The organism is Providencia sp. PROV116, assembly GCF_028482485.1.
GTDB classification, from domain to species: Bacteria; Pseudomonadota; Gammaproteobacteria; order Enterobacterales; family Enterobacteriaceae; genus Providencia; species Providencia rettgeri.
In genome coordinates, this window is sequence record NZ_JAMPQO010000032.1 from 22,600 (window position 1) to 48,548 (window position 25,949).

At 35.0% G+C, this 25,949-nt stretch carries 17 protein-coding genes and 1 pseudogene; 8 read left to right on the top strand and 10 right to left on the bottom strand.

What is annotated here, in order from left to right:
* The first annotated feature begins 821 nt into the window (after window positions 1–821).
* The gene (locus PSE72_RS18545) at window positions 822–1,109 is read left to right on the top strand and encodes a helix-turn-helix domain-containing protein (RefSeq protein WP_272691061.1); all 288 of its coding nucleotides are present in this window, start codon (window positions 822–824) and stop codon (window positions 1,107–1,109) included.
* 374 nt (window positions 1,110–1,483) lie between these two features.
* Here PSE72_RS18545 and PSE72_RS18550 read toward each other — a convergent pair whose 3' ends face one another.
* Window positions 1,484–4,696, bottom strand: a complete 3,213-nt coding sequence (locus PSE72_RS18550; RefSeq protein ID WP_272691062.1) for a hybrid sensor histidine kinase/response regulator — start codon at window positions 4,694–4,696, stop codon at window positions 1,484–1,486.
* Window positions 4,697–5,001: 305 nt separating this feature from the next.
* On the opposite strand from PSE72_RS18550, the gene PSE72_RS18555 reads away from it, so the two are divergent.
* From PSE72_RS18555 to PSE72_RS18585, 7 genes and pseudogenes are all read left to right on the top strand, one after another.
* On the top strand, window positions 5,002–5,988 hold the full coding sequence (locus PSE72_RS18555; protein ID WP_272691063.1) for a YbgA family protein: 987 nt from the start codon (window positions 5,002–5,004) through the stop codon (window positions 5,986–5,988).
* Between the two features lie 1,078 nt (window positions 5,989–7,066).
* Window positions 7,067–7,447 (top strand): annotated as a pseudogene (locus PSE72_RS18560) (Fic/DOC family protein); the annotation flags it as partial.
* Between the two features lie 564 nt (window positions 7,448–8,011).
* Complete coding sequence (locus PSE72_RS18565; protein ID WP_110592995.1) at window positions 8,012–8,737, top strand: tyrosine-type recombinase/integrase; 726 nt, start codon at window positions 8,012–8,014, stop codon at window positions 8,735–8,737.
* Between the two features lie 433 nt (window positions 8,738–9,170).
* On the top strand, window positions 9,171–10,388 hold the full coding sequence (locus tag PSE72_RS18570; protein ID WP_110592996.1) for an AAA family ATPase: 1,218 nt from the start codon (window positions 9,171–9,173) through the stop codon (window positions 10,386–10,388).
* Window positions 10,378–11,361, top strand: a complete 984-nt coding sequence (locus PSE72_RS18575; RefSeq protein ID WP_123382871.1) for a ParB family protein — start codon at window positions 10,378–10,380, stop codon at window positions 11,359–11,361. Before PSE72_RS18570 ends, PSE72_RS18575 begins: the two co-directional genes overlap by 11 nt.
* A gap of 241 nt (window positions 11,362–11,602) precedes the next feature.
* Window positions 11,603–12,541: a RepA family replication protein gene (locus tag PSE72_RS18580; RefSeq protein ID WP_198642057.1), complete on the top strand. Its 939-nt coding sequence runs from the start codon at window positions 11,603–11,605 to the stop codon at window positions 12,539–12,541.
* Between the two features lie 990 nt (window positions 12,542–13,531).
* Window positions 13,532–15,529 carry a BCCT family transporter gene (locus PSE72_RS18585; RefSeq protein WP_198635326.1) on the top strand — a complete coding sequence of 666 codons (1,998 nt, stop codon included), beginning with the start codon at window positions 13,532–13,534 and terminating at the stop codon, window positions 15,527–15,529.
* A 71-nt stretch (window positions 15,530–15,600) separates the two neighbouring features.
* Here the strand turns inward: PSE72_RS18585 and PSE72_RS18590 are convergent, their stop codons facing one another.
* The 9 genes from PSE72_RS18590 to PSE72_RS18630 all read right to left on the bottom strand — a co-directional run bounded on the left by PSE72_RS18590 (window position 15,601) and on the right by PSE72_RS18630 (window position 24,727).
* Window positions 15,601–16,458 carry a universal stress protein gene (locus tag PSE72_RS18590; RefSeq protein ID WP_272691064.1) on the bottom strand — a complete coding sequence of 286 codons (858 nt, stop codon included), beginning with the start codon at window positions 16,456–16,458 and terminating at the stop codon, window positions 15,601–15,603.
* A 2-nt stretch (window positions 16,459–16,460) separates the two neighbouring features.
* Window positions 16,461–17,939 carry a SulP family inorganic anion transporter gene (locus tag PSE72_RS18595; protein WP_272691065.1) on the bottom strand — a complete coding sequence of 493 codons (1,479 nt, stop codon included), beginning with the start codon at window positions 17,937–17,939 and terminating at the stop codon, window positions 16,461–16,463.
* A gap of 282 nt (window positions 17,940–18,221) precedes the next feature.
* Window positions 18,222–18,647, bottom strand: coding sequence for a glutaredoxin-dependent arsenate reductase (gene arsC / locus PSE72_RS18600; protein ID WP_110593000.1), 426 nt, complete (start codon window positions 18,645–18,647; stop codon window positions 18,222–18,224).
* Between the two features lie 10 nt (window positions 18,648–18,657).
* On the bottom strand, window positions 18,658–19,947 hold the full coding sequence (locus PSE72_RS18605) for an arsenic transporter (RefSeq protein ID WP_272691066.1): 1,290 nt from the start codon (window positions 19,945–19,947) through the stop codon (window positions 18,658–18,660).
* 55 nt (window positions 19,948–20,002) lie between these two features.
* A complete protein-coding gene (gene arsA, locus PSE72_RS18610; protein WP_272691067.1) occupies window positions 20,003–21,754 on the bottom strand; it encodes an arsenical pump-driving ATPase in 1,752 nt (583 codons plus the stop codon).
* A 13-nt stretch (window positions 21,755–21,767) separates the two neighbouring features.
* Window positions 21,768–22,133, bottom strand: coding sequence for an arsenite efflux transporter metallochaperone ArsD (gene arsD / locus PSE72_RS18615; RefSeq protein ID WP_110593002.1), 366 nt, complete (start codon window positions 22,131–22,133; stop codon window positions 21,768–21,770).
* A 47-nt stretch (window positions 22,134–22,180) separates the two neighbouring features.
* Window positions 22,181–22,516, bottom strand: a complete 336-nt coding sequence (locus tag PSE72_RS18620; RefSeq protein WP_110593003.1) for a metalloregulator ArsR/SmtB family transcription factor — start codon at window positions 22,514–22,516, stop codon at window positions 22,181–22,183.
* A gap of 697 nt (window positions 22,517–23,213) precedes the next feature.
* Window positions 23,214–23,621, bottom strand: a complete 408-nt coding sequence (locus tag PSE72_RS18625) for a hypothetical protein (RefSeq protein ID WP_110593004.1) — start codon at window positions 23,619–23,621, stop codon at window positions 23,214–23,216.
* A gap of 794 nt (window positions 23,622–24,415) precedes the next feature.
* Entirely contained in the window at window positions 24,416–24,727 is a 312-nt protein-coding gene (locus PSE72_RS18630) for a helix-turn-helix domain-containing protein (protein WP_272691068.1), read from the bottom strand.
* Window positions 24,728–25,949: the final 1,222 nt, after the last annotated feature.

Below are 25,949 nucleotides of genomic sequence, written 5' to 3' on the forward strand. Positions count from 1 at the left end.
ACAAATATTATTACACTTGTGTATGAAACAAAAGTCGAAGATGAGATTATTAATGAGTTTACCAATTTTCAAATAGAGATGAATATTAACGATGAACATGTGATAATTATTCAGTGTAAGGGTTTATTTTAGTATTTTATTAATAGGCGTAAATAGTAAATTGATTGTAGATTTTTATAACATTAAATCTACATATAAGTAATTTTTGTAATAGTTCTCCCTAGTGTAGTCTTTTCTAAAATATAATTCCTAATATCATTGGGCTTTAACATCATATCCATTTCTTGCTTAACATAATTAATGCAATCATTATTATATATGAAATTTTTTTTGGTTAAAAAATATACATATAAATAAGATTGCTGATGTTTTAATTTTGTTTTATTTGTGTGTTTAATGTTTGTTAATTGTTTCAAAAAAATGTTATGTAACTTTTTATATCAAGAAATGGGTTAAATTTACAGAAAAATAATATAACTAATTGAATATATTTGCTTTTTAAATCTGTCGAAATATGATGCATTATACCTGTTAAAAAATATTTTAAATTATGAGTGTGTGTAAATATCAATCATTACGATCATTTTTTTGCTAAAATTTAGTGAAAAATTCTTAACATAAGTTATTTTCAAGAGAGTTATCACAAAAAATTTTTTTATCATATTGTTTTTTATTAAATAAATTTTGAGGATTCAATTTTAGTTGTGCCCTATCATATAAAGACGACCATTTGATTTTTATTTCAAAATTACTACATTATTGAGTAAATACATCTAATCACTCTATTTTAGCCGGTGATAAAATTTCTTATTGGAGTTGCTATGATAACTGTAAATGATAACGTTAACATTATGGTGGGAAATCACTTTTCTAAAGCTGTTGCGTCTGAAATTGCATATTTAAGGAAAAAAAATGGTTATACAGGTAAAGAGTTGGCACAATATGTCGGAGTCTCTCAGCAGCAGATATCTCGCTATGAATCAGGTACAAGCAATATAAATGTGGATACACTAGCGATAATTTTAAACATTTTGGGATGTTCTCTTGAGAAGTTTTTTAAGAAAGTTGATACTCGTATGAAAGAAGATATTCAATCATTGGTAAATTAATTAACTGATTTCTATATTTTTTATTTTTGTGCTGATGAAATAATACTGAATACAATATTTGTTATTGAAATTCTTAATAGAGCTACTCTGTAGAAGTGCAGGGAGACAGTAAAGTTGCTTTTAAAAGTGAAATTATCAGCGCTCTTTGTTAGATTAAACCGAATTCTATAGATAAAACTATAGAGTTCGGTTTAATAATTAATTTAAAATGTGAAAATATAGAGTTTATAACCAGTACTATTTGCAGTTTAACTTTACTATTGAGTATTACCCAACAATTATCAATTAATGGTAGAATTTATGCTAACTATTTCAAGTAATTGATTTAATATTGAATTTTTGGTGTTGAAAGTAACTAACTGCTTTTGGTATTTTTAATCATTCGCTTCATTAAGTGATCTAATCCATTGTTCTAACCTATTGCATATATTTTTCCATTCATCTAAGTGTATTTCATCACTTCGCTGCTTTGTTAGTTCTATTTCTAATTTTTGTAATTGGGCAGAGATATCTTTTCTATTTACAATGCCTAAAGCCCCTCTTAAGCGATGTACTAATTGTTTCATATCATCACTATTTTGTTGTTCAATGGCGTCATTAAGCTGAGTGAGATCATTCTGTAAATACTCAATTATTTTATCTTTATCTTTTGTTTTTAGAGGATTAATAAAGCTTAAAGGTAAGTGCTCATCCGTAATTAACTTATGAACAAAATATTGTTCTAATAATTGAGATAATCGCTTCAATTCAAGTGGTTTAACAAGCCAATCATTCATTCCTGAATGAAGGCAACGCTTTTCTTCTTCTTTTAGCCCATTTGCGGTAACGCCAATAATTGGACATACGGCTCCTTCATCTCTTAATATTTGCGTTAACTGATATCCATTCATGTAAGGCATATTTACGTCAGTGAGTACAAGGTCAATATTTCCACTGTAGCTATCCCATATTGCTAGCGCTTCTTCACCATCATCAGCTAATAAAACATTACAGCCAAATAACTTTAATTGTTCTGTTAAAACAGCTTGATTTATCGGATTATCTTCCGCAATTAAAACAGTACAATCATATAGTTGGGTATGTGTTGTTGTACTTGTTTCAGAGACGTCCTCATTGTTATATAGGCTCAAAAGTTGTTTTGATAAGGTATGAATATTGATATTTAAATCATGAATAATAATTTGTTCTCCATGAAATGTAGTTAATTTATCTATATTATCTGCACCTATACATAATCTAGCCGCTTCAATATTTTTTTCTTGAAGTTCGATTTCATCCAGCCACACATTTACTTCCCAATGAATTAACCAAGAGTAGATATTCTCAGTTATTTTTTGATAAGGTGTTTGTAACCAAATATTCATACCGTTCAAACTAGGCCATGTTGTTTGATTTGATGAGGGAGGAAGGAGGATCTTAACTGTAAATTTACTTCCTTTATTTATTTGACTCTCAACATTTATTGTTCCGCCCATTAGTGTAACTAAATGTTCGCAGATAAATAATCCAAGGCCGGTTCCACCATACGTGTGTTGATCTGTATGCGCTTGAAAGAAAGGTATAAACAGTTTCTCTTTTTGCGATGATGATAGGCCCATGCCTGTATCAACGACAGAGATGTCTATCTGAGCATCTTCTGATGAAACATAAATTGTAATTGAGCCTGTTTTAGTAAACTTAATTGCATTACTTAATAAATTACCTAAGATTTGTTGAAGTCGATATCCATCGCCAAATCTTTTTGGAGCAATCTTGCAGTCAATACAACTGAAAAGAAGTAATCCTTTCTTATCAGCTAAATGGGTATAGGTTTCTATGGTAGAATGTATCGTATCTAGTATATCAAAAGGCTGATTATGTAAATGCAACTGATTAGCTTCAATTTTACTCACATCCAGTATGTCACTAATTAAATGCATGAGGAGTTGTGAGGTTGTAGATATACGATTTAAATATCGGTTTTGCTCCTCTGATAGCTCCGTTGTGGGAAGTAGTTCGAGTGTTCCGATTAAACCATACAGGGGGGTTCTTATTTCGTGGCTCATTGTCGATAGGAAGTTTGATTTTGCTCGATTAGCATCTTCAGCTGCCATTCTAGCGTTATCAAGTTGTTGCTCAATTTCTATTTGCTTAGTAATATCTGTAAATGCACATAAAATAACCTCTTGCTGTCTATAATATGTAGAGGTATAAGCAATATATAATGTAAATTCACCAGAGGTAAAAGATGAAATATTACCGTAACTACTATTTTCTATCGATAACGAAGATATAAATTGACGATATTCACGAGAATAAAAAGGGTTGTTATTTTTGGGTAATTTTAACCATATTTCAGCTAATGGATTTGCAAAAATAATTTTTTGATCGGTTTTAGAGATAACACAGATCCCAATAGGTGTTGTATCAACAAGTGTTCGATTAAATGATTCACTTTCAAGTAAATGATTTTGAAATTCAATGGCGGGTTCAAGGACTGTACGTTTATACCATAGCTGGTATAACCAACCACAAAGAAGGCTAAAAAATACAGCACCAATTAGGCTAAGCGGTAACCATAAATTATCATCAAAAAAAGAATGATATTTAACCTGATAATAGCCTATCCATTCACCTGTTTTATTTTGTAACTTTAGAAATAAGCCATCTTTAGTATAATTCAAACCATCAGTGAGACCTTCAGGCAGAGATGAAGAACCTAGCAGTTGTCCATATTGATGATGTATTAACCAAAAATTATGGTTTAGTGTTGGATTAAGGATCCTTTCTAAAACACTAATCCTCTGAGGATTAAAAAGTGTTACTGCATAGATATCTTTTGGTGATAACTCAGCACCTTGCCATAAGTTAAAGTCAAATCCAGCGGGAATGATACCGACTAAATCATTCCCTAGCTCTAGAGTATGTATCCAGATAATTTTATTTTCATACGTATGTTTAGCGAGTTGCTCTTGTTCGTTTGAATAGTGGGTGAGTTTTTCTTTGATGTCGGGAATTGAGCGACGTACGGTTTCTGTTACTGTTTTAAAAAGCTCTGCGTCAATAGATTCATTACCAGTAAGTGTATTCACTGCGGGTACACTGATACTGATATTATCATGTTCATTGACAAAAAATACAGCAGCAGCCGGGAAGTAAGATGAACCCCAAAATGTGGAGTAATAATCAGCTAGATAGGCACCTAATGAAAATAATATGCTGGGAAGATGTGTACACTCTAAGTTATTATCACAAGCTAGGGTGAATGGCATTCCAACTAATGATTCTTTTCCTTCCAATAAGCTTAAAGGCCAATCTGCTGGGGTTTGTTGATATTCTAATGAATAATTTCGGCTTTCTATCATTTCAGAAAGATGGTTATTCTCTTTAGCTAACTCGAGTAAAAATTTCTCTTGTTCTCTTAAATATCCAATATATGATGAAAAATCAACTTCAAGGCGACGTTTTTCTTGTTCAATGATTCGCTCGGCACTCCAGAACAAGGCTGCAAGCAATACAAGAAGAAGAGGAAGGGCGACAAAAATCAAACTATTGAGTTGATTTGAGGTATGTGTAATACGTGAAAAAGGAGATGGATATTTTTTCATAATATTGATAATTTCTATACAATGGCTATTTATAATATAGGATTATTTTTATGAACTGTCGATTTTTCTTAGCAGTTTATCTTACTGATAATTGAATTAGTCTAAGTTATTTATTGAATATTTAATATTGAGCGTCAACTTTTAGGAGTATCAGTTATTATTTGATTCTTAATAAGAAGGTCATTAAAATTGAAATGGATTATTTTTCTATCATGTTTAAATATTTTAGAAAAATTATATAAATATCAATACTATAAATTTAATTTAACTTTATGATTTTTATGAATAATGTTTGGAGTGTTAATATGTCGCAGTCATCTGCTAGTAATGAAAAATTGAACCCTAAAAATAAAATAATTGTTGGTATTAGCTCTTGCTTATTAGGTCAGCAAGTTAGATTTGATGGCGGGCATAAACGATTAGCTTTCGCTGTTGATGATTTATCTGACTATTTTGAATATCAATCTGTTTGTCCTGAAATGGAAATAGGGTTACCAACTCCTCGGCCTGCATTGCGATTAGTTAAAGAAAATGAAATTAAATTGAAGTTCAGTGATGGGCGTGAAGGCGATTTAACCGATAACATGTTACAATTTTCTACGGGATATTTAGAAAAAATAAGTAATTTAAGTGGTTACATTGTATGTAAAAACTCACCTAGCTGCGGTTTAGAGAGAGTCCGTGTGTATGATCCCGTTGGAAATGGTAATAAAAAAGCAGGTACAGGCATTTTTACGAGTCAATTATTAAAAAATATGCCTTGGTTACCGATTGAAGAGGATGGGCGTTTAAGTGATGCTCACCTCAGAGAAAATTTTATTAATCGAGTTTTTGCATTAAGTGAACTTAACCATTTAAAAATAAACAATTTCACACGTCAATCATTGATAGATTTTCATACCAGATATAAGTTAGTTTTATTAGCTCACTCACAGCTACTATTTCGGGATTTAGGTCGTTTTGTAGCTACAAATAGAGACTGGAGCTCATTAGATACGCTTTTTGCCGAATACCGGAATAGATTTATGTCTATATTACAGCAACAAGCAACAAGGCGTAACCATACAAATGTCTTGATGCATATACAAGGTTATTTCAAACAGTACTTAACCTCTAAACAGCGTCAAGCATTGAGTCAGCTGATTTTAGATTATAGACATGGGATCCAGCCGTTATTAGCGCCATTAACACTGCTAAATCATTATTTATCGGAGTATCCAGATAGTTACCTTAGTAAACAAAAATATTTCAGTCCATATCCACAATCATTGAGACTTCGTTATGGGCTATAAATTAATTCTACATACACAAAACACTCATCTTAAGTATATTTTCTAATATGATCTATGGTGATATGTGATTATGTATTACCATAATTATGTTTTGATTTATAGCTTACTAAGCATTATCAGCGATAAATAAAGATAATAATGACGTCATACTCAAATTAATCCTTGTAAAACTGACCAATTTTTATTATATAAAGACTTAGTAAGCGATAAAATCATCTAAATAGATATAAATTACTCTAGTAAAGATAAAAAATTTCGAGTATGGGAGTGTTGACAAACAGATCTACACCTTATCATTGGAATATTGCATTTATCAATAGATTCTTCTGTTAAGAATATCTGTGAAATATATTTATCGTTAATATTTTTGATAGTTAATGAAGAAAAATCAATAATATAAATCTTTAATAGTAAATATAATGACTGATGTATCATTAAAAATGACAGCATGACAAAGTTCGACTTATTTTTAAAAATTTTTGAAATGATCAATATATTTAGTTTATGGTTTTTTTAGAATAAAGCATGATATTAATCAATAATATTTTTTTCTTGAAAGGGAATAATAATTTAGATTTATTTATTTTTTAGCATATTAAAAAATATTAAGATTAAAACTACATAAAGTTAATAATATTTATAATTAAAAAATTTTCTATCTTGTGTTATACTTGGTACTATACGAGAACATTTAAATGTTATTTTGAAGAGGGAAACTATGAGAACACCTGTATTAGTGACTAAAGAAAAATTTGTTACATCTTTGGATAACTACAAAACAAGTCTTTCTTATGAAGGTTTGTCTTTGAAAAATAAAGAAAAAAACTGTCTATTCCAGAGCTAAAACGTAAATATGCGCGATAAATATGGTATCAGTCAGGATATATACTGTTATTCAGGCACTGACGTTCTTATTAATTTGCTTAACATATGCGATGTAGAAGTTCTTGAAGAGGCCGAAAATAGCTTTTACAACAGAGAGATATCTTTCATATCAAAGTGATAAATTCGATATTTCTTAATTTAATTTTTCTCATTTAAATTTTTTTATTTTTATTTTTATTTTTATCTTTTTCAAGATGTTTATGAGTGGGCAGGTAAGATTAGGAAAGTGGATATTTCAAAAGGTAATACCCGCTTTTGTACTTTTTCAAGGATCGAACCTGAAGTAATAAAGCTTTTTAATAACATCCCACAACTTGCAGATCATACTCATCTTACTGATTTAGTTAAAGATTTGGTAAGTTTATTCTGTGAACTTAATCTACTCCATCCTTTTAGAGAAGGAAATGGACGTACATTACGATTCTTTTTTGAAGATATGCTTTTTGTACTAGGCTATGAAATAACGTGGCCCACTATCTCTCAGAATGATTGGATAGATGCGAATATTGCTGGTGTTTATCTGGATCTTGAACCACTAATTACCATTTTTACATCAGCTGTACAGCCTAGATAGTAATTATTATTTATCTTCACACCGTGGTGTCTTAAAAAGCTCGTTATTAACTTAAATCCTTGTTGGTTGTAAATCCTACCTTATTTTTCGTCAAAAAGCCTTAATATAGCTAAATCTCTCTATAATCAATTTTAAGCCATTTTTATCATTATTTAATGAATCACATTAGAAGTGGTTTGAAATCCTCTCCTAATAGGTTTTGTAAAGCCTATTTTTTGACCAATCCTTCTTGTTTTTTATTATTGCGCTTTATCGTCATTCTCCGCAAATGATGTATTTCGCTTATTTTCCCTTATTTAGTATGATCGTTATGAGGATCTTCAATATATCTTGTTTTTTTGAATGATTAATATTATCCGTGTTATGTAACTTATTGCGGTTTAAGGGAAAAAACGCAATAATACCTAAATTCAGCAGAGTTAAAAATCGGCTCTAAAAGGTGAAAGGATCCGATGATCGTCATGCGCGTGTGCGCGATTTTTCTGTTACCGCGTCACTTTTAATTTCAATAGACGATAATATTAAAGGTAACTATAAGTATAGTGATTATTAAGGTAATGTATTATGTCTGCTTTTTTTCCGGTCAAACCTGAAAGTGGTAAATCAATTTTACAGCGACAATCTCAAGCCCTTTTACAAAATGGTTATCTAGAACGTGCGCGACAATTACGAAATTTGGCCATTGCAGCAGAGTTAGATTGTCCAAAATATTTATTGGCCCCAGAAGTGAATCAACTTTTACAATTTATTCCCGATCTGCATCAGCGTACGTTGATTGATACGTTATGGAATACGGGCGCTCGTATCCATGAAGCGTTGGCATTAACGAAAGGGGATTTTTACTTAGATGAAGAAACTCCTTTTGTGGTGTTAAGGACGCTCAAGCAGCGGGAAAGGCAAACAAGCGTTGGTCAAACAAAGGTTAAATCTCGGCCTAAACGGATTGTTGCACTCTTTGATCCTCAATATGTGCAATTGATGAAAAGTTACTTTGCGACGATGCGATTGAAGAATCAAAGCCAGATTTGGCCAATCCAAAGTGATAACACGGTCCGAAATTGGCTACGTTCTGCGGTTGAACAAGCGGAAGTGAATGGTGCTTCATATGTTGTTAATCCGATCACCTGCAAAACATTTCGGCACAGTTTTGCGATGCACCTCATTTTTAATGGTGTCCCGATGAAGGTCATCCAAGCATATTTAGGACATAAAAAGTCAAGTTCTACAGATATATATACGAAAATATTCACTCTAGATACGATGTTGCATTTTGATATTTCTTTTAGATAACTATATTGGAAATTATATTTTCAATATCATGGTGATTTCAGATTGAAATACTCAGTTAAAATTTAATAATTATGATAAAAATCAATAAATTATAGTGACTCAAATGATGGGGAGAGTGATTTTTAAAGAATAATATTACATAAGTAAATTAATATTAAAATAATAAATATTTACTTATTTAATTTTAATATTAGTAATTTTTTTTACTAAATATAAAATATCTTCTTAATTTTAATTTTCCTAAGATCTATTAATATTGGCGATTTCAGGCTGAAATACATTCCCGTTTTTATAATTAAACATATATTTATCAATAACTTATTGTTTATTTCTTGATGGGGATAAAATAATTCTGAAAAGGTTGTTTACAATATCTAACTTATGTAGGATTATTCTTTCTAGTTAAGAATGCTGCATACGGAGATTATCTAGCATGGTTAGGGTAAATAATCAGTTCAACAAAATTGCAAGCCGTTCTGTAAGATTGTTACAGTCATTGACATCTCAAGTTCAATCGCAAAAAGAAGAACTCAATGAAACGACTTATTATCAAGTTTACTCTAAAGCTGCGGTCGCTAAATTGCCTAAACTTACTCGAGCTAGTGTCGATTATGCCGTCAATGAAATGGAGAATGATGGATACTTGTTTGAGAAAAGACAAGCCGGGACAGCATCAAAATATGCGATGACGATCCAAAATATTATCGATATTTATCATCACCGCGGTGTACCAAAATACCGTGATCGTTATTCTGAAGCGTTTACTTTTTTTGTTGGTAATTTAAAGGGAGGGGTATCAAAAACCGTCAGTACAGTATCATTAGCGCATGCATTACGTACGCACCCTCATCTTATATATGAGGATCTTAGGATCTTAGTGATAGATCTTGACCCTCAGGCATCTGCGACGATGTTTTTGGATCATATGCAATCTATTGGAACTGTTGATACAACAGCCGCTCAGGCAATGTTACAGAATGTTAGCCGTGAGGAATTATTTAACGAGTTTATTTTACCTTCTGTTGTACAAGGCGTAGATGTTATCCCAGCGTCTATTGAAGATGCATTTATTGCATCTCAATGGGAGTTGTTGTGTGCGGAACATTTACCTGGGCATAATATTTATACTGTTTTACGTGAGAATATTATCAATAAAATTAAGCAAGATTATGATTTTATTTTTATTGATAGTGGTCCTCATCTTGATGCTTTTTTATCTAATGCAATCGCAGCAGCAGATATCTTAATGACGCCGGTACCACCTGCACAAGTTGATTTTCACTCAACATTAAAATATTTAACTCGCTTACCCGAGCTCATTGACTTGATAGAATCAACGGGGGTAAGCGTTAACTTGATCAGTAACATTGGGTTTATGTCTAAATTAGTCAATAAAACAGATCATAAATTATGCCATAGTTTAGCAAAGGAAATTTTTGGTGGAGATATGTTAGATGTTGCCTTGCCAAGACTCGATGGGTTTGAACGTTGCGGCGAATCATTTGACACGGTTGTTTCTGCTAATCCAGCCACATACATTGGCAGTGCTGAAGCGTTAAAAAGTGCAAAAATTGCTGCGGAAGACTTCTCTAAAGCTGTTTTTGATCGGGTGGAATTTCTTCGCATGAATAGAGGTTATTATGCAAACTAAAAGAAAAACTATCGGAAGAACGTTGAGTGCCTCAACGTTAACGCATTTAGCAACAGATCAAAAGCACTCACAACGTTTTATGCTTAAATCAGGTAAGTCAGCTATTTTTTATTTGACTGACATTCCTGCCGATGAATTAGCAGAGAAAACTTTTGTAAGGTTCTTAGTTAATGGTCGAGATCAAAACGCATTAACGCCAGAGTCACTTGCGGATATTACAAGAACCATTAAGTTACAACAATTTTTTCCTGCTATTGGTCACAAAATAAATGGAAAAATCGAAATTTTAGATGGCTCAAGACGACGTGCCGCTGCTTTATTATGTCATGTTGGATTATCTGTTTTAGTCACTGATTCAGAAATCAGTAATGATGATGCCAGGCAATTGGCTCTCGATATTCAAACTTCAAAAGAACATAACTTAAGAGAAGTTGGACTGCGGCTTTTAAAGTTACGAGAGAAGGGGATGTCACAAAAAGAGATTGCTCTTTTTGAGAATTTATCAGCGGCAAAGGTTACGCGAGCAATTCAAGCAGCTTCGGTAACAGATGACATTATTGCATTATTCCCTGTTCAATCTGAATTGGCTTATAGCGATTATAAATTACTGCTTACTATAGACCAACTCATTGATTCAAAAAAGCTTATTAAGAAAGACATCATTAATGACGTTAATGAAAGAATTGAAAGACTAATAGACATAAACAAAATAGCACCTGATGAGTTAAAGAAAACAATTTTAACTACATTAAAAAATATTACAGATCAGTTAGTCTCTAAAAATAAAAAAAATGAAGTGACAGTAAAACAACTTTGGGGTTTTGAAGATAAGAATACTTATGCCAGAAAACGAGTAAAGGATCGAGGATTTAGTTACGAATTTAATCGGATGCCAAAACAATTACAGGAAAAACTAGATGAAACAATTCAAACTGTAATGCAGACGTATTTTGATAATATAAATAAAGAATAAAAGAAATTAAGCCTAAAGTGACCACGCTATAAGGTGGCAAGACATGGGATGTAACACACGAAATGTGCTGGGAACCCACAAATAGAAAACCCCTGTAATCTTCTCTATCTTGGCGGACTGAAAGATTATCAGGGGTCATCAGAACAATTCTGTTAGGGGTAATGTTGAACTCCTAATGGGGAGTATAGAATTATGCGCAAAAAAATTCAACTCCTTCCGTACAACATAAGTGCGGAGATGCATGTCTAATGAGACCTCAATTCCTGTAATTCCTTGTTCTGTCGGTAAAATTCATCGACATTACACACCAAAATTTTTAGGCGAATTACCTAAACTGGTGCCCGTACGTCGTTTTGCCGCGGCGTTAAAACGGCATGACTGGAATCGCAACCCGCATATTTACCAACTGCGTTATAGCCGAAAGCAGCGGATATCGGTGCGCTCAGAGCGTCGAGAAACCTTTGGTGCGTTAGCGATGGCAATGATTGCCTATGCGGATTACAACCCAGAAAGTGATGCATTATTCGAAGTGATGTGCTCAGTGGAGAAGTTGGCAGAGTTGTGTGGTCAACTGTATCGCTATGATAGTGGGCGTAAAAGTTACGACCCGATATTGCATGCACTGCGTGATTGGGAGCAAGCTAAGCTCATCGTGATTGACCGCGATTTTGATATCGAAGCCAAGCAATACAAAGCGATGCGGATTTGGATACGTCCGGAGTTTTTTCATGGACTCGGTTTTTCACCGTTGGAGCTGCGGGGTGTGGTATCCAGCTTTAGTCGCTGGATGGAAAAGAAGGGATTAAAAGAGAGCTACCAAAAACGGTATGCGCAGCATGTGTTACGGCTCGCCCGTGCAAATGTGGCATCCCTCGATAATAAGCACAAGCTTCGCAACTTACTTAACAAGCTCAAAACACTTGTGATTGGGGAAGATGATGCACTCAAACAAGAGAAAAAACATTTAGCGAAGGCGTTGAAGGAAAAGAAAGCTTTAGCGCAAAGTACCCGTGCGCCAGAAAGTCCGGAGCATGCGGCATGGCGGCGTTTTGAAGCGTGGCGAGTGACACAACCGATAGCCGCGGTTATGGCATTTGAGCGTGAAATGAAAGCGTTATACCCGAGTATTCAAGGCCAGGCGATTTATCTTTACTATCTAGCGCATTTACCTGACGCCTAATCCTTCTTTTTAAATTACCGTCTTAATTGGCGGGGGTTCTGTTCACCCTAAATTTGGTTCTCTTATTTTTTAAGCGAAATTCTTGTCACTTTATGCTTCTCATTCATCCCGATAATGAAGGCACCTACATATTCGTTCTTTATTTATCCCATTAACTTCGAATGTTGTTTTCTTCTTCAATTACCTTCGAAGGGTATTGGTCTTTTACAGTTAAATTCGTTTTTAGGTTCTGAACTAAACGACCTTATAAATAAGGAGTTGCGGCTCTGCTTTTTCAAGCCGCACTCTCTAAAGAGATAAAACCAATAAAGCCTTCGCTTACAAGCCATAAATGGCTGTCGCTCAGAACATAGCTTCCGCACCGTGCCATTGCCCCCGTAAAGCTGGCCATAGGCCACCTTAACGCGCAGCTACAGCCGTTCATCGAGGCTACGCCTCTCGTCCGTCTCACTGCGTTTTTCAAAGGGGCAAGGAAATAAAATTATCGTTTTAATTTCACTAGGCTTAACTAGGACAGGGGATAGATAGGGGAATTAAACAACCTAATACCGCTAACGCGGGTCTCGACGGCCCTAACCTAATATTGTTCTCTGACACACTGTTTGCCGTCTACAGCCCTTCGGGCGGATGATGTCGGTAGGAGCTTTAAAAATATGAGGTCAATGTTGATAATGAAATAACATGCTAATAAATAAAAAAATAATTCAATAGTATCGTTAGATGAAATCTGTATATATTTCTAATGTAAAACTACAAATCAGGTCTATTAGATTAGATAATAATTAGAATTCAACTATGGTAGTTATAATGAAATTAATCATTTCATTAACCTATATATCTATATATTTCTTAATAAAGGTACATATAAATAATACAGAAAGTTACATTTTTAGAATCAAGTAACTTGTGAAATAATGTTTTAATTCGATAATATAACGTTATCATACTCAAGTTATGATAATGATTTTTACTCATTTAAAAGGAAATAGAATGCCATTATCATCAGAAAAAACAAGAAAGTGGGGGAAAATAAATCCGCCCGTTTTCTTTATTTCTGCCTTTATTATTTTATGCGTCGTTGCAGTAGCCGCTATTTTTCCTCAACGTTCTGAAATTTTGTTAAAAGCCCTACAAGCTCAACTTTTTGAGAATGCCAGTTGGTTTTATATTCTAGCCGTCGCATTGATTTTATTGACAGTCGCCTATTTAGGACTCTCTCGATTTGGTCAAATTAAACTCGGTCCAGATCATGCTCAACCACAGTTTAGCTATCTTTCCTGGTTTGCTATGTTGTTTTCCGCAGGAATGGGTATTGGACTCATGTTTTTCGGGGTAGCTGAGCCAGTAATGCACTATCTTGCTCCCCCCGTTGGAGACCCACAAACGGTTCAAGCTGCAAGAGAAGCAATGGAAATTACATTTTTCCATTGGGGTTTACATGCCTGGGCTATTTATGCCATTGTCGCCTTAATTCTCGCTTTTTTTAGTTATCGACATGGCTTACCGCTTACATTGCGTTCAGCTCTCTATCCCATCATTGGTGAACGTATCTATGGCCCAATGGGACATGCTGTTGATATTTTTGCTGTTGTTGGTACCGTTTTTGGGGTTGCAACTTCGCTTGGATTTGGTGTTTTGCAAGTCAACGCAGGATTAGCGCACTTATTCGGTTTTCCTGTCAGTCCAACGATGCAAGTAATTTTGATCGTTGTGATTACGGGATTAGCGACGTTATCAGTCGTCAGTGGTTTAGATAAAGGCATACGAATTCTCTCTGAACTCAATCTAAGTTTAGCGGGTTTATTATTATTATTAATTGGGATTTTAGGCCCGACAGTACTGTTACTTAAATCTTTTGTCCAAAATACCGGAGCTTATCTTTCAGATATCATTAATAAAACCTTCAATCTTTATGCCTATGAGCCGCAATCGAGTGAATGGTTGGGGGGATGGACATTATTGTATTGGGGATGGTGGCTTTCATGGTCCCCTTTTGTGGGCATGTTTATTGCGAGGATCTCTCGAGGCCGCACTATTCGTGAGTTTGTTACAGGTGTTTTGTTTGTTCCTGCTGGGTTTACACTGCTTTGGATGACTTTTTTTGGAAATAGTGCCATACATTTGATCCGTGATAATGGAGCAGAAATGTTGGCACAAGTCGTACAAAAAGATGTTGCTCTCGCCTTATTTGAATTTTTAAATTACTTTCCATTTTCATCTGTTCTTTCTTTTGTCGCTATGTTGATGGTCATTGTTTTTTTTGTGACATCTGCGGATTCTGGGGCGATGGTTGTCGATACATTAGCCTCTGGTGGTGAAATACACACTCCTGTTTGGCAACGTATTTTTTGGGCCTTTTTGATGGGTGCTGTTGCAATCACACTTTTACTGGCAGGCGGATTAACGGCATTGCAAACCATGACGATAGCTACCGCACTACCTTTTGCAATTATTTTATTGATTGCTATTATCGGATTACTAAAAGCCTTACGTATTGATGTGTATAAAAAAGACAGTCAACAGCTTGCTACCTTAGCACCAAGTACTGGGCGAGGGGGATTATCATGGCAACGTCGATTACGTAAAATAGCTTTTTTCCCTAAACGTAATCAAGTTAAACGTTTCATGGCGGAAGTGATTGAGCCGGCTATGCAGTCTGTCGTTACTGAGTTGGAAAAGCAGGGGACCGAGGCCGCTATCCATAATGAGAAAGACGATAGGGTGACTCTTGAAGTACAATTTGGTGAGAACCTCAATTTTCTCTATGAAATACGATTACGAGACTATTTGACGCCTTCTTTTGCATTAGTGGGTATGGATGATGATGAAAATAATGAGTCTCAGAAATATTACCGTGCTGAAGTTTATTTAAAGGAAGGTGGGCAAGACTACGATATTATGGGATGGAGTGAAGCGCAGATTATTCATGATATCCTCGATCAATATGAAAAACACATTCATTTTATTCATATTGTCGATAAATCGTAGCCATTTATTATGATAGGGAGGTGACGAAAGCGAGTCACCTCTCTTGGTAATAATGACTATAGACGAAAAGACTAACGAATGATGAGTAATGACACGGGCGTTTTATGTATCATCTCTGTCGTATGACTTCCGGTAAAAAATTGCCTCAATCGCGAATGACCAAAAGCCCCCATGATGATCAAATCAATATGGTGTTGTACTGCAAAGTTACACAACTCATCAACGATGCTATTGTCACCCTCAAGTAAATTGACTTTCACCTGAATACCGGCTTGATGAAGTTGGTTTTGTGCTTTTTTGAGCTGACAGTCTTGGTTACCGTACATCACCAGATAGCAATCACTACCAGCTAATAATTTCACTTGTGTTAACCGATGAATGACTCGTTCACCTTCCTCACTGCCATCAAATGCAATCATTATCTTTTTCGGTGGGGTAAAGTTTCGCTTACAGATAAGCACTGAGTTTTTTTGAAGTCGAATAATGCCTTCGAGTTGACGGCCAATATGGCCCGTTAATTCAGATTGCTCGCCTCGACGACCAAGTACAACAATATGCGTATCTTCTTGATTTAGCACTTCGGCTAACGTTCCTTGTCGCTGAAGTGTATTAACATCATGAAGACCTAAATCTTGAGTGATTTTTTTTGCACTCATCAATAATTGTCGGCCTTCCTCACGGGTTAAACGCGCTCGCTTTTCCTCAATATACACTAGTTCATTCAATAAAGTTTCTCGGGTATCAAATCCGATGATCCCACTTAAATCATGGTGTGCTGATGTCGAGATTTTTTCATTCATGTGTAACAGTGTCAGTGGTAGGTCGAGTGTTTGAGCTATCCAAGCACTGGCGTGACATACAGCAATTGCCGAGGACGAACGGTCAATACACCCAATTACGCAATTTTTTTGAATGATATCTGCTGCCATAATTAATGACCTCCCATGAATTTTTCAATTTTTTTCGGATCGTCATGAATACCAAATTTATCAACCAATGTTGCAGTGGCTTCATTCATCCCCTTAATTTCAACATCAATCCCTTCACGTCTAAACTTAATCACCACTTTATCTAACGCACTGACTGAGGTGATATCCCAAAAATGAGCTTGATTCACATCGATAATCGCTTTATCAATGTCTTCTTTAAAATCAAAGGCATTAACAAAGCGTTCTGATGTGGCAAAGAAAATTTGCCCCCGAACTCCATAATGGCGCACTTTTTTATCTAGCGTTGATGTAACTGTCATGTATCTCGCCACTTTATTGGCAAAATTAAGCGCTGCAATGAGCACTCCGACAAGTACCCCATAAGCCAGATTATGGGTCCAAACGACAACAATTACTGTGGCTATCATAACAACGCTGGTTGATAGCGGATGAACTCGTATATCAGCAAGGGATTGCCAAGAAAAGGTCCCAATTGATACCATAATCATCACAGCAACTAAGGCCGCCATTGGAATTTTTGATACCCAATCATTAAGAAAAACTACCATTAGCAATAAAACAACGCCTGCAACCAGTGTCGATAATCGACCTCGACCACCCGATTTAATATTGATGATGGATTGACCTATCATGGCACATCCTGCCATCCCGCCAATAAAAGCGGTGGCAATATTGGCAATACCTTGCCCTTTACATTCTCTATTTTTATCACTGGTTGTATCGGTCAAATCATCCACAATCGTTGCGGTCATCATCGACTCAAGTAACCCAACAACCGCAAGAGCGAGCGAATAAGGTAGTATGATAATGAGTGTTTCTACGTTTATTGGCACATCGGGTAAAAGGAAAATAGGTAAGCTATCGGGTAAAGCCCCCATATTCCCGACGGTGCGGATATCAAGGCCAAGGCCTATTGAAATGACCGTTAATACAACGATACACACTAATGGTGAAGGAATGGTCTTATTGATGAATGGAAACAGATAGATAATCCCTAAGCCTGCCGCGGTCATCGCATAAACATGCCAACTCACATGGGTTAACTCAGGAAGTTGGGCTAAAAAAATCAAGATAGCTAACGCATTAACAAACCCTGTTACGACAGAGCGTGAAACAAACCGCATTAAATTACCGAGCTTTAAATATCCTGCGATAACTTGAAATATCCCGGTTAAAACCGTCGCGGCTAATAGATACTGAAGGCCATGTTCTTTCACAAGAACGACCATTAAAAGTGCCATTGCTCCCGTTGCGGAGGAAATCATACCGGGGCGTCCCCCGATAACAGCAATAATCACTGAAATAGAAAATGCTGCGTATAACCCCACTTTAGGGTCGACGCCGGCAATAATTGAAAAAGCGATTGCTTCAGGAATTAACGCTAAAGCAACAACAATACCGGCAAGCACATCCCCACGGATGTTACCTAGCCAGTCCTGACGAGAGGAGGACAACAGCATAGTGGACTACCTTGTAATCTATCTATCCCATGATGGGCGAGTATATTTTTAAATAAGCGAAATTATCCCTAAGAAGGGATGACGAAATTGGCTGATTTAGTATCAACCTAAAAGGAGGAGGGGATCTCAGGGTGGCGTAAGACGCATAATGTAATTATTTGTTCCTATTGATAGTAAGTTTTAAAAAATCATGACTAACAGTACGTAATTAAGTACCCGATTAGCATGAGCGTATTGGTACTATACATCAATACGCTCACCATGATAAGTATTGTCAGAGCGTTACTTAACTCTGACACCTTGTTTGTCTATAATTAGCTCGCCATCTTCTTTGATAAACTCACGCTGTTGCGGATGAGATAATATCTCTAATACGACTTCTGAAGGTCGGCAAAGTTTAGTTCCTATTGGCGTAACAACAATGGGTCTATTAATCAGTATTGGGTACTGCAACATAAAATCAATCAGTTGGTCATCAGTATAAATATCATTTTCTAACGCTAATTGTTCATACGGTTCAACATTTTTTCGTAGTAACGCCCTTACCGTGATTTTCATATCGGCAATAAGTTGTACTAACATATCCTTAGACGGCGGTGTTTCCAGGTAATAAATAATCGTTGGCTCAACACCACTATTGCGGATCATAGCAAGCGTATTGCGTGAAGTGCCACAATTTGGATTGTGATAAATGGTAATTTCATTCATTCGGTTAGCCTTAATTTAACAGTGAAAGTCGAAGCACTAAAGCAACGAGAGTGACAATGAGCACAGGGAGTGTCATGATGATCCCCGTTTTAAAATAATATCCCCATGTAATGGTCATGTTCTTTTGTGATAAAACATGCAACCATAACAATGTTGCCAAGCTGCCAATTGGTGTAATTTTTGGCCCTAAATCGGCACCAATCACATTGGCATAAACCATCGCCTGTTGGATTAACTCTGTCGCATCACTCCCTTCAATAGATAGCGCACCAATTAATACCGTTGGCATGTTATTCATTATGGATGATAAAAATGCGGTAATAAATCCAGTGCCTAGAGTAGCTGCCCATAACCCTTTATCGGCAAGGTAATTGAGCGTTTCAGAAAGATAATCGGTTAACCCTGCATTTCTTAAACCATAAACAACCAAGTACATACCTAAAGAAAAAATGACGATTTGCCACGGTGCTCCACGTAACACTTTTTTGGTATTAATCGTATGGCCTCTGGCTGCAATCACCCAAAGAATTAAGGCGCCAATAGCCGCAATTGCACTCACTGGAATACCTAATGGTTCTAAGACAAAGAAACCAATAAGTAGCAGTACCAATACCAGCCAACCTGCTTTAAACGTTGTTATGTCCCTAATGGCTAAAGTTGGTTCACTCAGTTTGGTAACATCATATTGTTTAGGAATATCTTTACGGAAAAACCAATGCAGCATCACGAGTGTTGCAACAATTGCTGCAATATCCACAGGCACCATAATCGAGGCATATTCCGTAAATCCAATATTAAAGAAGTCCGCAGAAACGATATTCACGAGGTTCGAAACGATCAGCGGCAAACTTGCCGTATCTGCAATGAACCCAGCAGCCATGACAAATGCTAATGTCGTGCCTTTGTTGAAACCAAGTGCCAATAACATCGCAATCACAATGGGCGTTAATATCAATGCCGCACCATCGTTGGCAAATAAGGCGGCAACAGTTGCACCAAGTAACACGATATAACTGAATAATAGCTTTCCATTACCCCTGCCCCACTTGGCAACATGTAATGCAGCCCATTCAAAAAAGCCACTTTCATCTAAAAGTAGGCTAATGATAATGACGGCAACAAATGTCGCCGTGGCATTCCACACAATATTCCAAACGATTGGAATATCTTGAAAGCTAATGACACCAAAAATAAGGGCTAAAACTGCCCCTGCCGTTGCACTCCAGCCAATACCCAGTCCTTTAGGCTGCCAAATAACAAAGGTGATCGTTAAAATAAAAATTAAAGCGGCAATAAACATAACAACCTCATTTAAAAGGTGCTTTTCCGCACCTTTTATTTTTAGAAAATAAAACTTATTCTGCGAGCTGACTTAATGCAGATATCCCCACAGGCTCTGTTTCAAGCAAAGGAACGATAGCAACACGTTTTGCCAATGTTGATGTCACCTTTTCAATCTGAGCGACTTCCTGTTCTGCTCTTAAAAGTAACAATGGTGATGTTGTTTCCGTGATAGATAAACTGTTATTGATCACCCACGCCCACGGATGTATGTCTGCCCGTATTAAATCATTTTGCAAATTTTCCGCCTCAAGCACAGGCGTTGTTTCAGCGAGAGTCGTAATAATAACTTTGGTGCGTTCAGGATCTTGTAATTGCATCATCGGCGTTAAATAGTGGCCTTTTTCACCCATTTTTTTAGCAATTTCTTTATGGTATGCCCCTGTTGCATCCAGAAGTAATAATGTATGCCCAGTCGGTGCAGTATCCATGACGACAAAACGTTTACCCGCGTCTCTAATGATGCGAGAAAAAGCCTGAAATACCGCAATTTCTTCTGTGCATGGAGAGCGTAAATCTTCCTCAAGTAATGCACGCCCCTCGGCATCTAAATCTTTCCCTCTGGTTTCTAAGACATAATTACGATAACGCTCAGTTTCAGCGATAGGGTCAATTCGGCTAACTTGAAGGTTGGGTAAAACACCATCGAGGGTTGATTCAATATGTGCTGCTGGATCAGATGTGGTCAGATGTACATCAAGCCCTTTTTCTGCCAATTTAACTGCGATTGATGCCGCAATCGTTGTTTTCCCTACACCACCTTTGCCCATTAACATAATCAGCCCATGCTGTTGCTGAGATATTTCGCCAATCAGTTCTGACAAGGTAGGTAAAGAAATAGGTTGTTTTGTCGGGGTAATAGTTGGAATTTGTGGCATGTCATTAGATAACAACTGCTTCAGTGCATCGACACCCACCATATTGATCTTTTGTAAATAAAGAATATCGACAGGTAACGAGCGTAGTGCTTCAGGCATAGACTCTAATGCCGCTTGTTCACGAGAGTACAGCGCATGGGATAACTTATCATTTTCAGTCACCGCAGTTTCAGGCAAAACACCATTGACAATCAATTGCTGATTTTTGATACCCAGAGATGATAACTCACTATAGGTTCTTGCGACTTCCCTCAATGCGGCAGACTGAGGTCGTGCAACCAAGACTAGCCTTGTTAGTGATTTATCACTCAGCGCTTCCACCGCCATGCTGTACTGCTCACGTTGTTTATCAAGACCAGACATTGGCCCTAAACATGACGCACCATCAGGATTGTCACTAATAAAATCACTCCATGCACTCGGGAGTTGTAATAAACGGATGGTATGCCCCGTTGGTGCGGTATCAAAAATGATATGGTCAAATTGCTCTGTAATTTCGGTATTGGTTAACAACCCAGTAAATTCATCGAAAGCTGCAATCTCTGTGGTACAGGCACCTGATAGCTGTTCCGTAATACTCTGAATTACCGCTTCAGGTAAACTTTCTTTGATTGGATTAATAATTTTGTTTCGATATTCTTCGGCTGCGGCTTGAGGGTCTATTTCAATAGCAAATAGATTTGGAACCAATGTTACTGGCTTAATATTGTTGCCTATCGATTGAGAAAATACTTGCCCAACATTAGAAGCTGGATCAGTGCTCACCAGTAAGACTTTTTTCCCTTTTTCAGCCAACTTAATTGCGGTCGCACAGGAAATAGAGGTTTTACCCACACCACCTTTTCCAGTAAAAAATAAATAATTAGGTGTGTTATTTAAAAATTTCATTTTATTGCTCCTGTTAACAACACGTTGTACCATTACCACAACACGATTTAACAATTTCGACTTTTTCAATATTCGGTCGAATACCAAACCATCTTGCTAGCTCATGTCGTTTTGGGTATCGACCAGTCAGCACAATCTCACCATCAAGAATCAATAGTGGAAGTGACTCGGCACCTGCGGTTTCCAAAAATATTTTTGCTTTTGTGTTGTTAACGAACTCTATAGGCTCTTGCGCTAAATTAAAACGCCTTATACTTGCCCCTTGTTTTTTTAACCAATCCACATCTGTTGCGAAGTCTACCAATGCTTGATCGACTTCGGTTCCGCAAACACCAGTGCTACAACATAATGCGGGATCAAATACTTCTAGTTTTTTCATACCTCAACCTTATATATGATTTTTCGAATATGTTAACTTAAAAATTTTTATATAGAACAGCTACTCGCAGACTCTTTTGTCTCTAGACTCTTAAGCAAACCTGCAACTCTATTTTTCTCTGTGGCGTAAGTGACATCAATGATACTCTTCACCCAAGGTAGTAATGCCGGAGATAATCGATAATGAACCCATTTGCCATGCTTTGAATCGAGCAAAATACCTGATTCTCTTAGCATTGCTAGGTGCCGAGAAGTCTTTGGTTGCGATAAATTTAAGGTCGTATAAATATCGCAAACACACAGCTCACCTGATGCTTTCAAAAGCAACACGATATCTAATCTTGTATTGTCACCTAGAATTTTAAACAGCTGAAGTGGCTCCATATTTTCTCCTAATATTAATATATATAACGTACACGTAGTAATCACATCCGTCAAACTGTATGTGTTGCACGACTATAAATTGCCTAAAAAGTTATTTATAACCGTCTGCTAATGAGTTTAACCCATCAAGTTTGGCCTAGTTCTATAAGTCTTTGTATCAATGACAGAATGACAATCTAAATATTTCGAAGAAATATGGTCTAATTCTATAAAGTATTGATTTATTAAGATAATTAATGGATTGTGTTTTTAGCTATTAATAAGTGTAATAAGTATCATGACAATATTGATTATATCAACTAGTTTTCTTCCTTAAAAACGTAATCAAGCTAAATTTTTTTATGTTAATGTGATTAGATATATTATGCAATTTATCGTCATCAAACTGCAAAAGCGGGAAGGACAGAGAAGATGCTATTAGTAATAGAAAATTTTTTTACGCGGGAAGCATAATCTGGTAATAATCTCAATCTTTGTTTGATAGGGTGTATCTTTCTAAACTTCTTATGATAATAATACAAGTATAAATTAGTATTTTTTTATGAAAAAAATCATTTTTATTTTGGTGATTTCATCATGAAATAGATATATTTTTTTGGTGATAATCATTTAATATCAATTAGTTGTCCTGGATATTGTACTTGGAGCTGACTAGATGAATCTATTATTTATATCAATATATAATAGATTTTATTTATCATTTCTTTGTTACACAACGAGTTTCCCAAAGGCTATCAAATTCATCTTGTGATAACATGTCATCAATTTTTTCTGCCATAGGGATTGATATATCTATATCACCGTTAGAGTGTTTTAGTGTTCTAACAAAAAAACGTTTGAATCCATAAGGTAACTCATTTTCGAATCCAAAGACTTCCCCACAATAAAAACCTATTTCACGACCATGACTATCACTTCTAAAACTATGGTAAGTCATATTCCTAAAGCTAGCAGCAGCGGGATATGCTAATAAATCAAGAACAGATTCTTTAGCACGCGCTTCAGGCTCCATTTTACTATGAGATGAAACAGGTGTTAGCAATCCCCCAATGTATGAGACTAAAGCTATTAGAAAAACGATTAAATAAGAATATATATGTTTCATATGCGCTCTTGTGCTGCCTTCTACCTGAGCAATTATTCAATATAACCCAATATTAGTTAGATACTTTTATATGTATGAGTTACCACCAATCAATAGACATCAATTAACCATCATTATGCATTTTTTTGTGCTCTACTGAAGTATGCTATTTTGTCTAATCATGACAGTATTGAATGTTCTAGAGCATCATTATATGTCAAACACTGTCTATACATCTCCTTTCTAAAGTTAAATCACCTTTTCTCGTTTTAGGCATTGATAAAATACTTTAACAATCAGATTATTATAATTATTTCTTTCAGTGTCGCAAAATTCGGCATATCTTTCTATAGCCATAAACAGTATCAGACCTTATCTAGAGTTGTTTAATCTCTCTGAGAAGTAAAGAATATGCTTTTTATGCTGACTAAAATATTAGGATTTGAGCTTAATAGCATCTAGTAGGAATGCTAAAAATTTTATATGTGAGATGAATTAGCCAAGCAGATTCAATAAAGGGAATATCTTCATTGGGTTGCCTTGTAAAGCAAGTTGCTGTTTTTTTCATGTATCTTGCGGTTTTGTAACGCGTTATGATTTCTTTTTCAGCTGATAAATATCATTAGAAACAAAGAGATATTTGATACGGATAAGAGCTTGGGTTAGGGAAGCTTAATACGTTCATAAAAGATAGGTATTGTTATACACATCTGTTAGTAAGCTAGGTTCGCACTAACTTTAGGATGTCAATAAAGTCTATAGTTATTTGGTAATTATTATAGAAGCATCTTGTATTTAGATGCTCCTATATAATGTTAATAATTAATGTCTGCAAGTTGGCTATTAAATTTATTTTTTTCTTTATATATGCACAAATGTTTTTGATCTTCTTCCTCAAATTCTAAAGATAGAGACTGCATAAAATCGCACATATTTGCATTTAAGGCCTTTAGATACAAAAATAGTGTTTCTAAGTCGATTTTTGTTATGCCTGACTCATAGCGTATTAGCTGTTGCTCACTTTTTTGAATTAGTGCAGCAAATTCAGATATTTTATATCCTGCTTCTATTCTGAGTTTTTTTAATTTAACTCCTGCAGTTATTGATATGAGGTTAGCTTTTTTCATACCTACCTCCATTTTTTTGTTACATTTAGAAGTGATATTTTACATTTTGATTTTGTTTGTCATACTTACTATACCTTATCGTTTTTTGCAATAAAATTCTGCACCTTTATCTATTTTGTTTTTATTTTAATTTTTTTGTCTGTGTTTGTTTGATTTGTTAGTTTTTGTTACTGTTGTGGTTCGGTGGTATGGTGCTTTGTGCTTGTTGTGTTATGGATTAGTATGTGGAGGATTATCTTTTTGAGAAAATGGTTCTTAGTGATTGTTTTTATTTTGTTTTTTATAGTTACGTATTTCACAAAATATAATTTTGGATTTTAATTTTTCTGGTTAACTAGTATTAATCTTTATATTTTCTTATAGAAATTGATTTGTAGCACCTACTTCATAGATAAGTTATATTAAAAATATTATTAATTTTAATTAATGTTTAGTGATAACATCTATTAATTTACTATTTATGTGATTAAATTAAAAGGATATACCGAAATTAATATAATAAAAACTAATAAAGATTTTAAATAGATTCCATCTGTGAGACGAATGAAAGGCTAAAAGTAAAATGCAATCCTAAAATAAACTACAGTGGCTTTAGTATGAGCTAAGTGGAAAAGAATTAATAAGCTAAGAGCGTTTTTGCAATTTTATTATTACTCTTTACGATTTATTTTAAAGTTTTATAGGCAGCCTTGCTTACTTAAAAATAGAATGATAATACAAAATTAGATATAGATTATATCATTATATAAGCAAGCATAGAATTTAACTGATTTAAGATTTTTTAATGAAAATTAGATAGCGCTAATCAGTATATATATAAATTAATTTCTAGCTCTATAAATATGACTGCAATAACCAAGAGTAAAAAATAATTAAACTAAATTAATGGTTATTCGATTAACCCTATTGTTTTTACTTGGTGAATTTATTTTTTTATATACCGCGTTAAGATTGTTCTTATTTTTTTAGTGTTTTTTTTATATAGAAATAACTCTTACAAATTTAATTTGTATTAATTTTATTTGAACTTCCACTTACACGCATTCAATGTGTATTATCTTAACTTTAAAGTATGAATATATTTATTGAATTGTAATAAAATGTAATATTTTATTGAATTTTACTCGGTTTTATTATGATTACATATATTTAAACATAATAGATAATAAATTTTTATCTATAAAACACAAAAAAATAAAAACATTTAATTTAATATTACTAA

What these genes read in the sequence shown, in the direction of transcription:
- arsD (WP_110593002.1), bottom strand. Translation starts at nt 22,133, where the DNA reads ATGAAAAAACTAGAAGTATTTGATCCCGCATTATGTTGTAGCACTGGT.
- PSE72_RS18590 (WP_272691064.1), bottom strand. Translation starts at nt 16,458, where the DNA reads ATGGCAGCAGATATCATTCAAAAAAATTGCGTAATTGGGTGTATTGAC.
- PSE72_RS18545 (WP_272691061.1), top strand. Translation starts at nt 822, where the DNA reads ATGATAACTGTAAATGATAACGTTAACATTATGGTGGGAAATCACTTT.
- PSE72_RS18570 (WP_110592996.1), top strand. Translation starts at nt 9,171, where the DNA reads ATGGTTAGGGTAAATAATCAGTTCAACAAAATTGCAAGCCGTTCTGTA.
- PSE72_RS18620 (WP_110593003.1), bottom strand. Translation starts at nt 22,516, where the DNA reads ATGGAGCCACTTCAGCTGTTTAAAATTCTAGGTGACAATACAAGATTA.
- PSE72_RS18550 (WP_272691062.1), bottom strand. Translation starts at nt 4,696, where the DNA reads ATGAAAAAATATCCATCTCCTTTTTCACGTATTACACATACCTCAAAT.
- PSE72_RS18595 (WP_272691065.1), bottom strand. Translation starts at nt 17,939, where the DNA reads ATGCTGTTGTCCTCCTCTCGTCAGGACTGGCTAGGTAACATCCGTGGG.
- PSE72_RS18605 (WP_272691066.1), bottom strand. Translation starts at nt 19,947, where the DNA reads ATGTTTATTGCCGCTTTAATTTTTATTTTAACGATCACCTTTGTTATT.
- arsA (WP_272691067.1), bottom strand. Translation starts at nt 21,754, where the DNA reads ATGAAATTTTTAAATAACACACCTAATTATTTATTTTTTACTGGAAAA.
- PSE72_RS18630 (WP_272691068.1), bottom strand. Translation starts at nt 24,727, where the DNA reads ATGAAAAAAGCTAACCTCATATCAATAACTGCAGGAGTTAAATTAAAA.
- PSE72_RS18555 (WP_272691063.1), top strand. Translation starts at nt 5,002, where the DNA reads ATGTCGCAGTCATCTGCTAGTAATGAAAAATTGAACCCTAAAAATAAA.
- PSE72_RS18585 (WP_198635326.1), top strand. Translation starts at nt 13,532, where the DNA reads ATGCCATTATCATCAGAAAAAACAAGAAAGTGGGGGAAAATAAATCCG.
- PSE72_RS18625 (WP_110593004.1), bottom strand. Translation starts at nt 23,621, where the DNA reads ATGAAACATATATATTCTTATTTAATCGTTTTTCTAATAGCTTTAGTC.
- arsC (WP_110593000.1), bottom strand. Translation starts at nt 18,647, where the DNA reads ATGAATGAAATTACCATTTATCACAATCCAAATTGTGGCACTTCACGC.
- PSE72_RS18580 (WP_198642057.1), top strand. Translation starts at nt 11,603, where the DNA reads ATGTCTAATGAGACCTCAATTCCTGTAATTCCTTGTTCTGTCGGTAAA.
- PSE72_RS18565 (WP_110592995.1), top strand. Translation starts at nt 8,012, where the DNA reads ATGTCTGCTTTTTTTCCGGTCAAACCTGAAAGTGGTAAATCAATTTTA.
- PSE72_RS18575 (WP_123382871.1), top strand. Translation starts at nt 10,378, where the DNA reads ATGCAAACTAAAAGAAAAACTATCGGAAGAACGTTGAGTGCCTCAACG.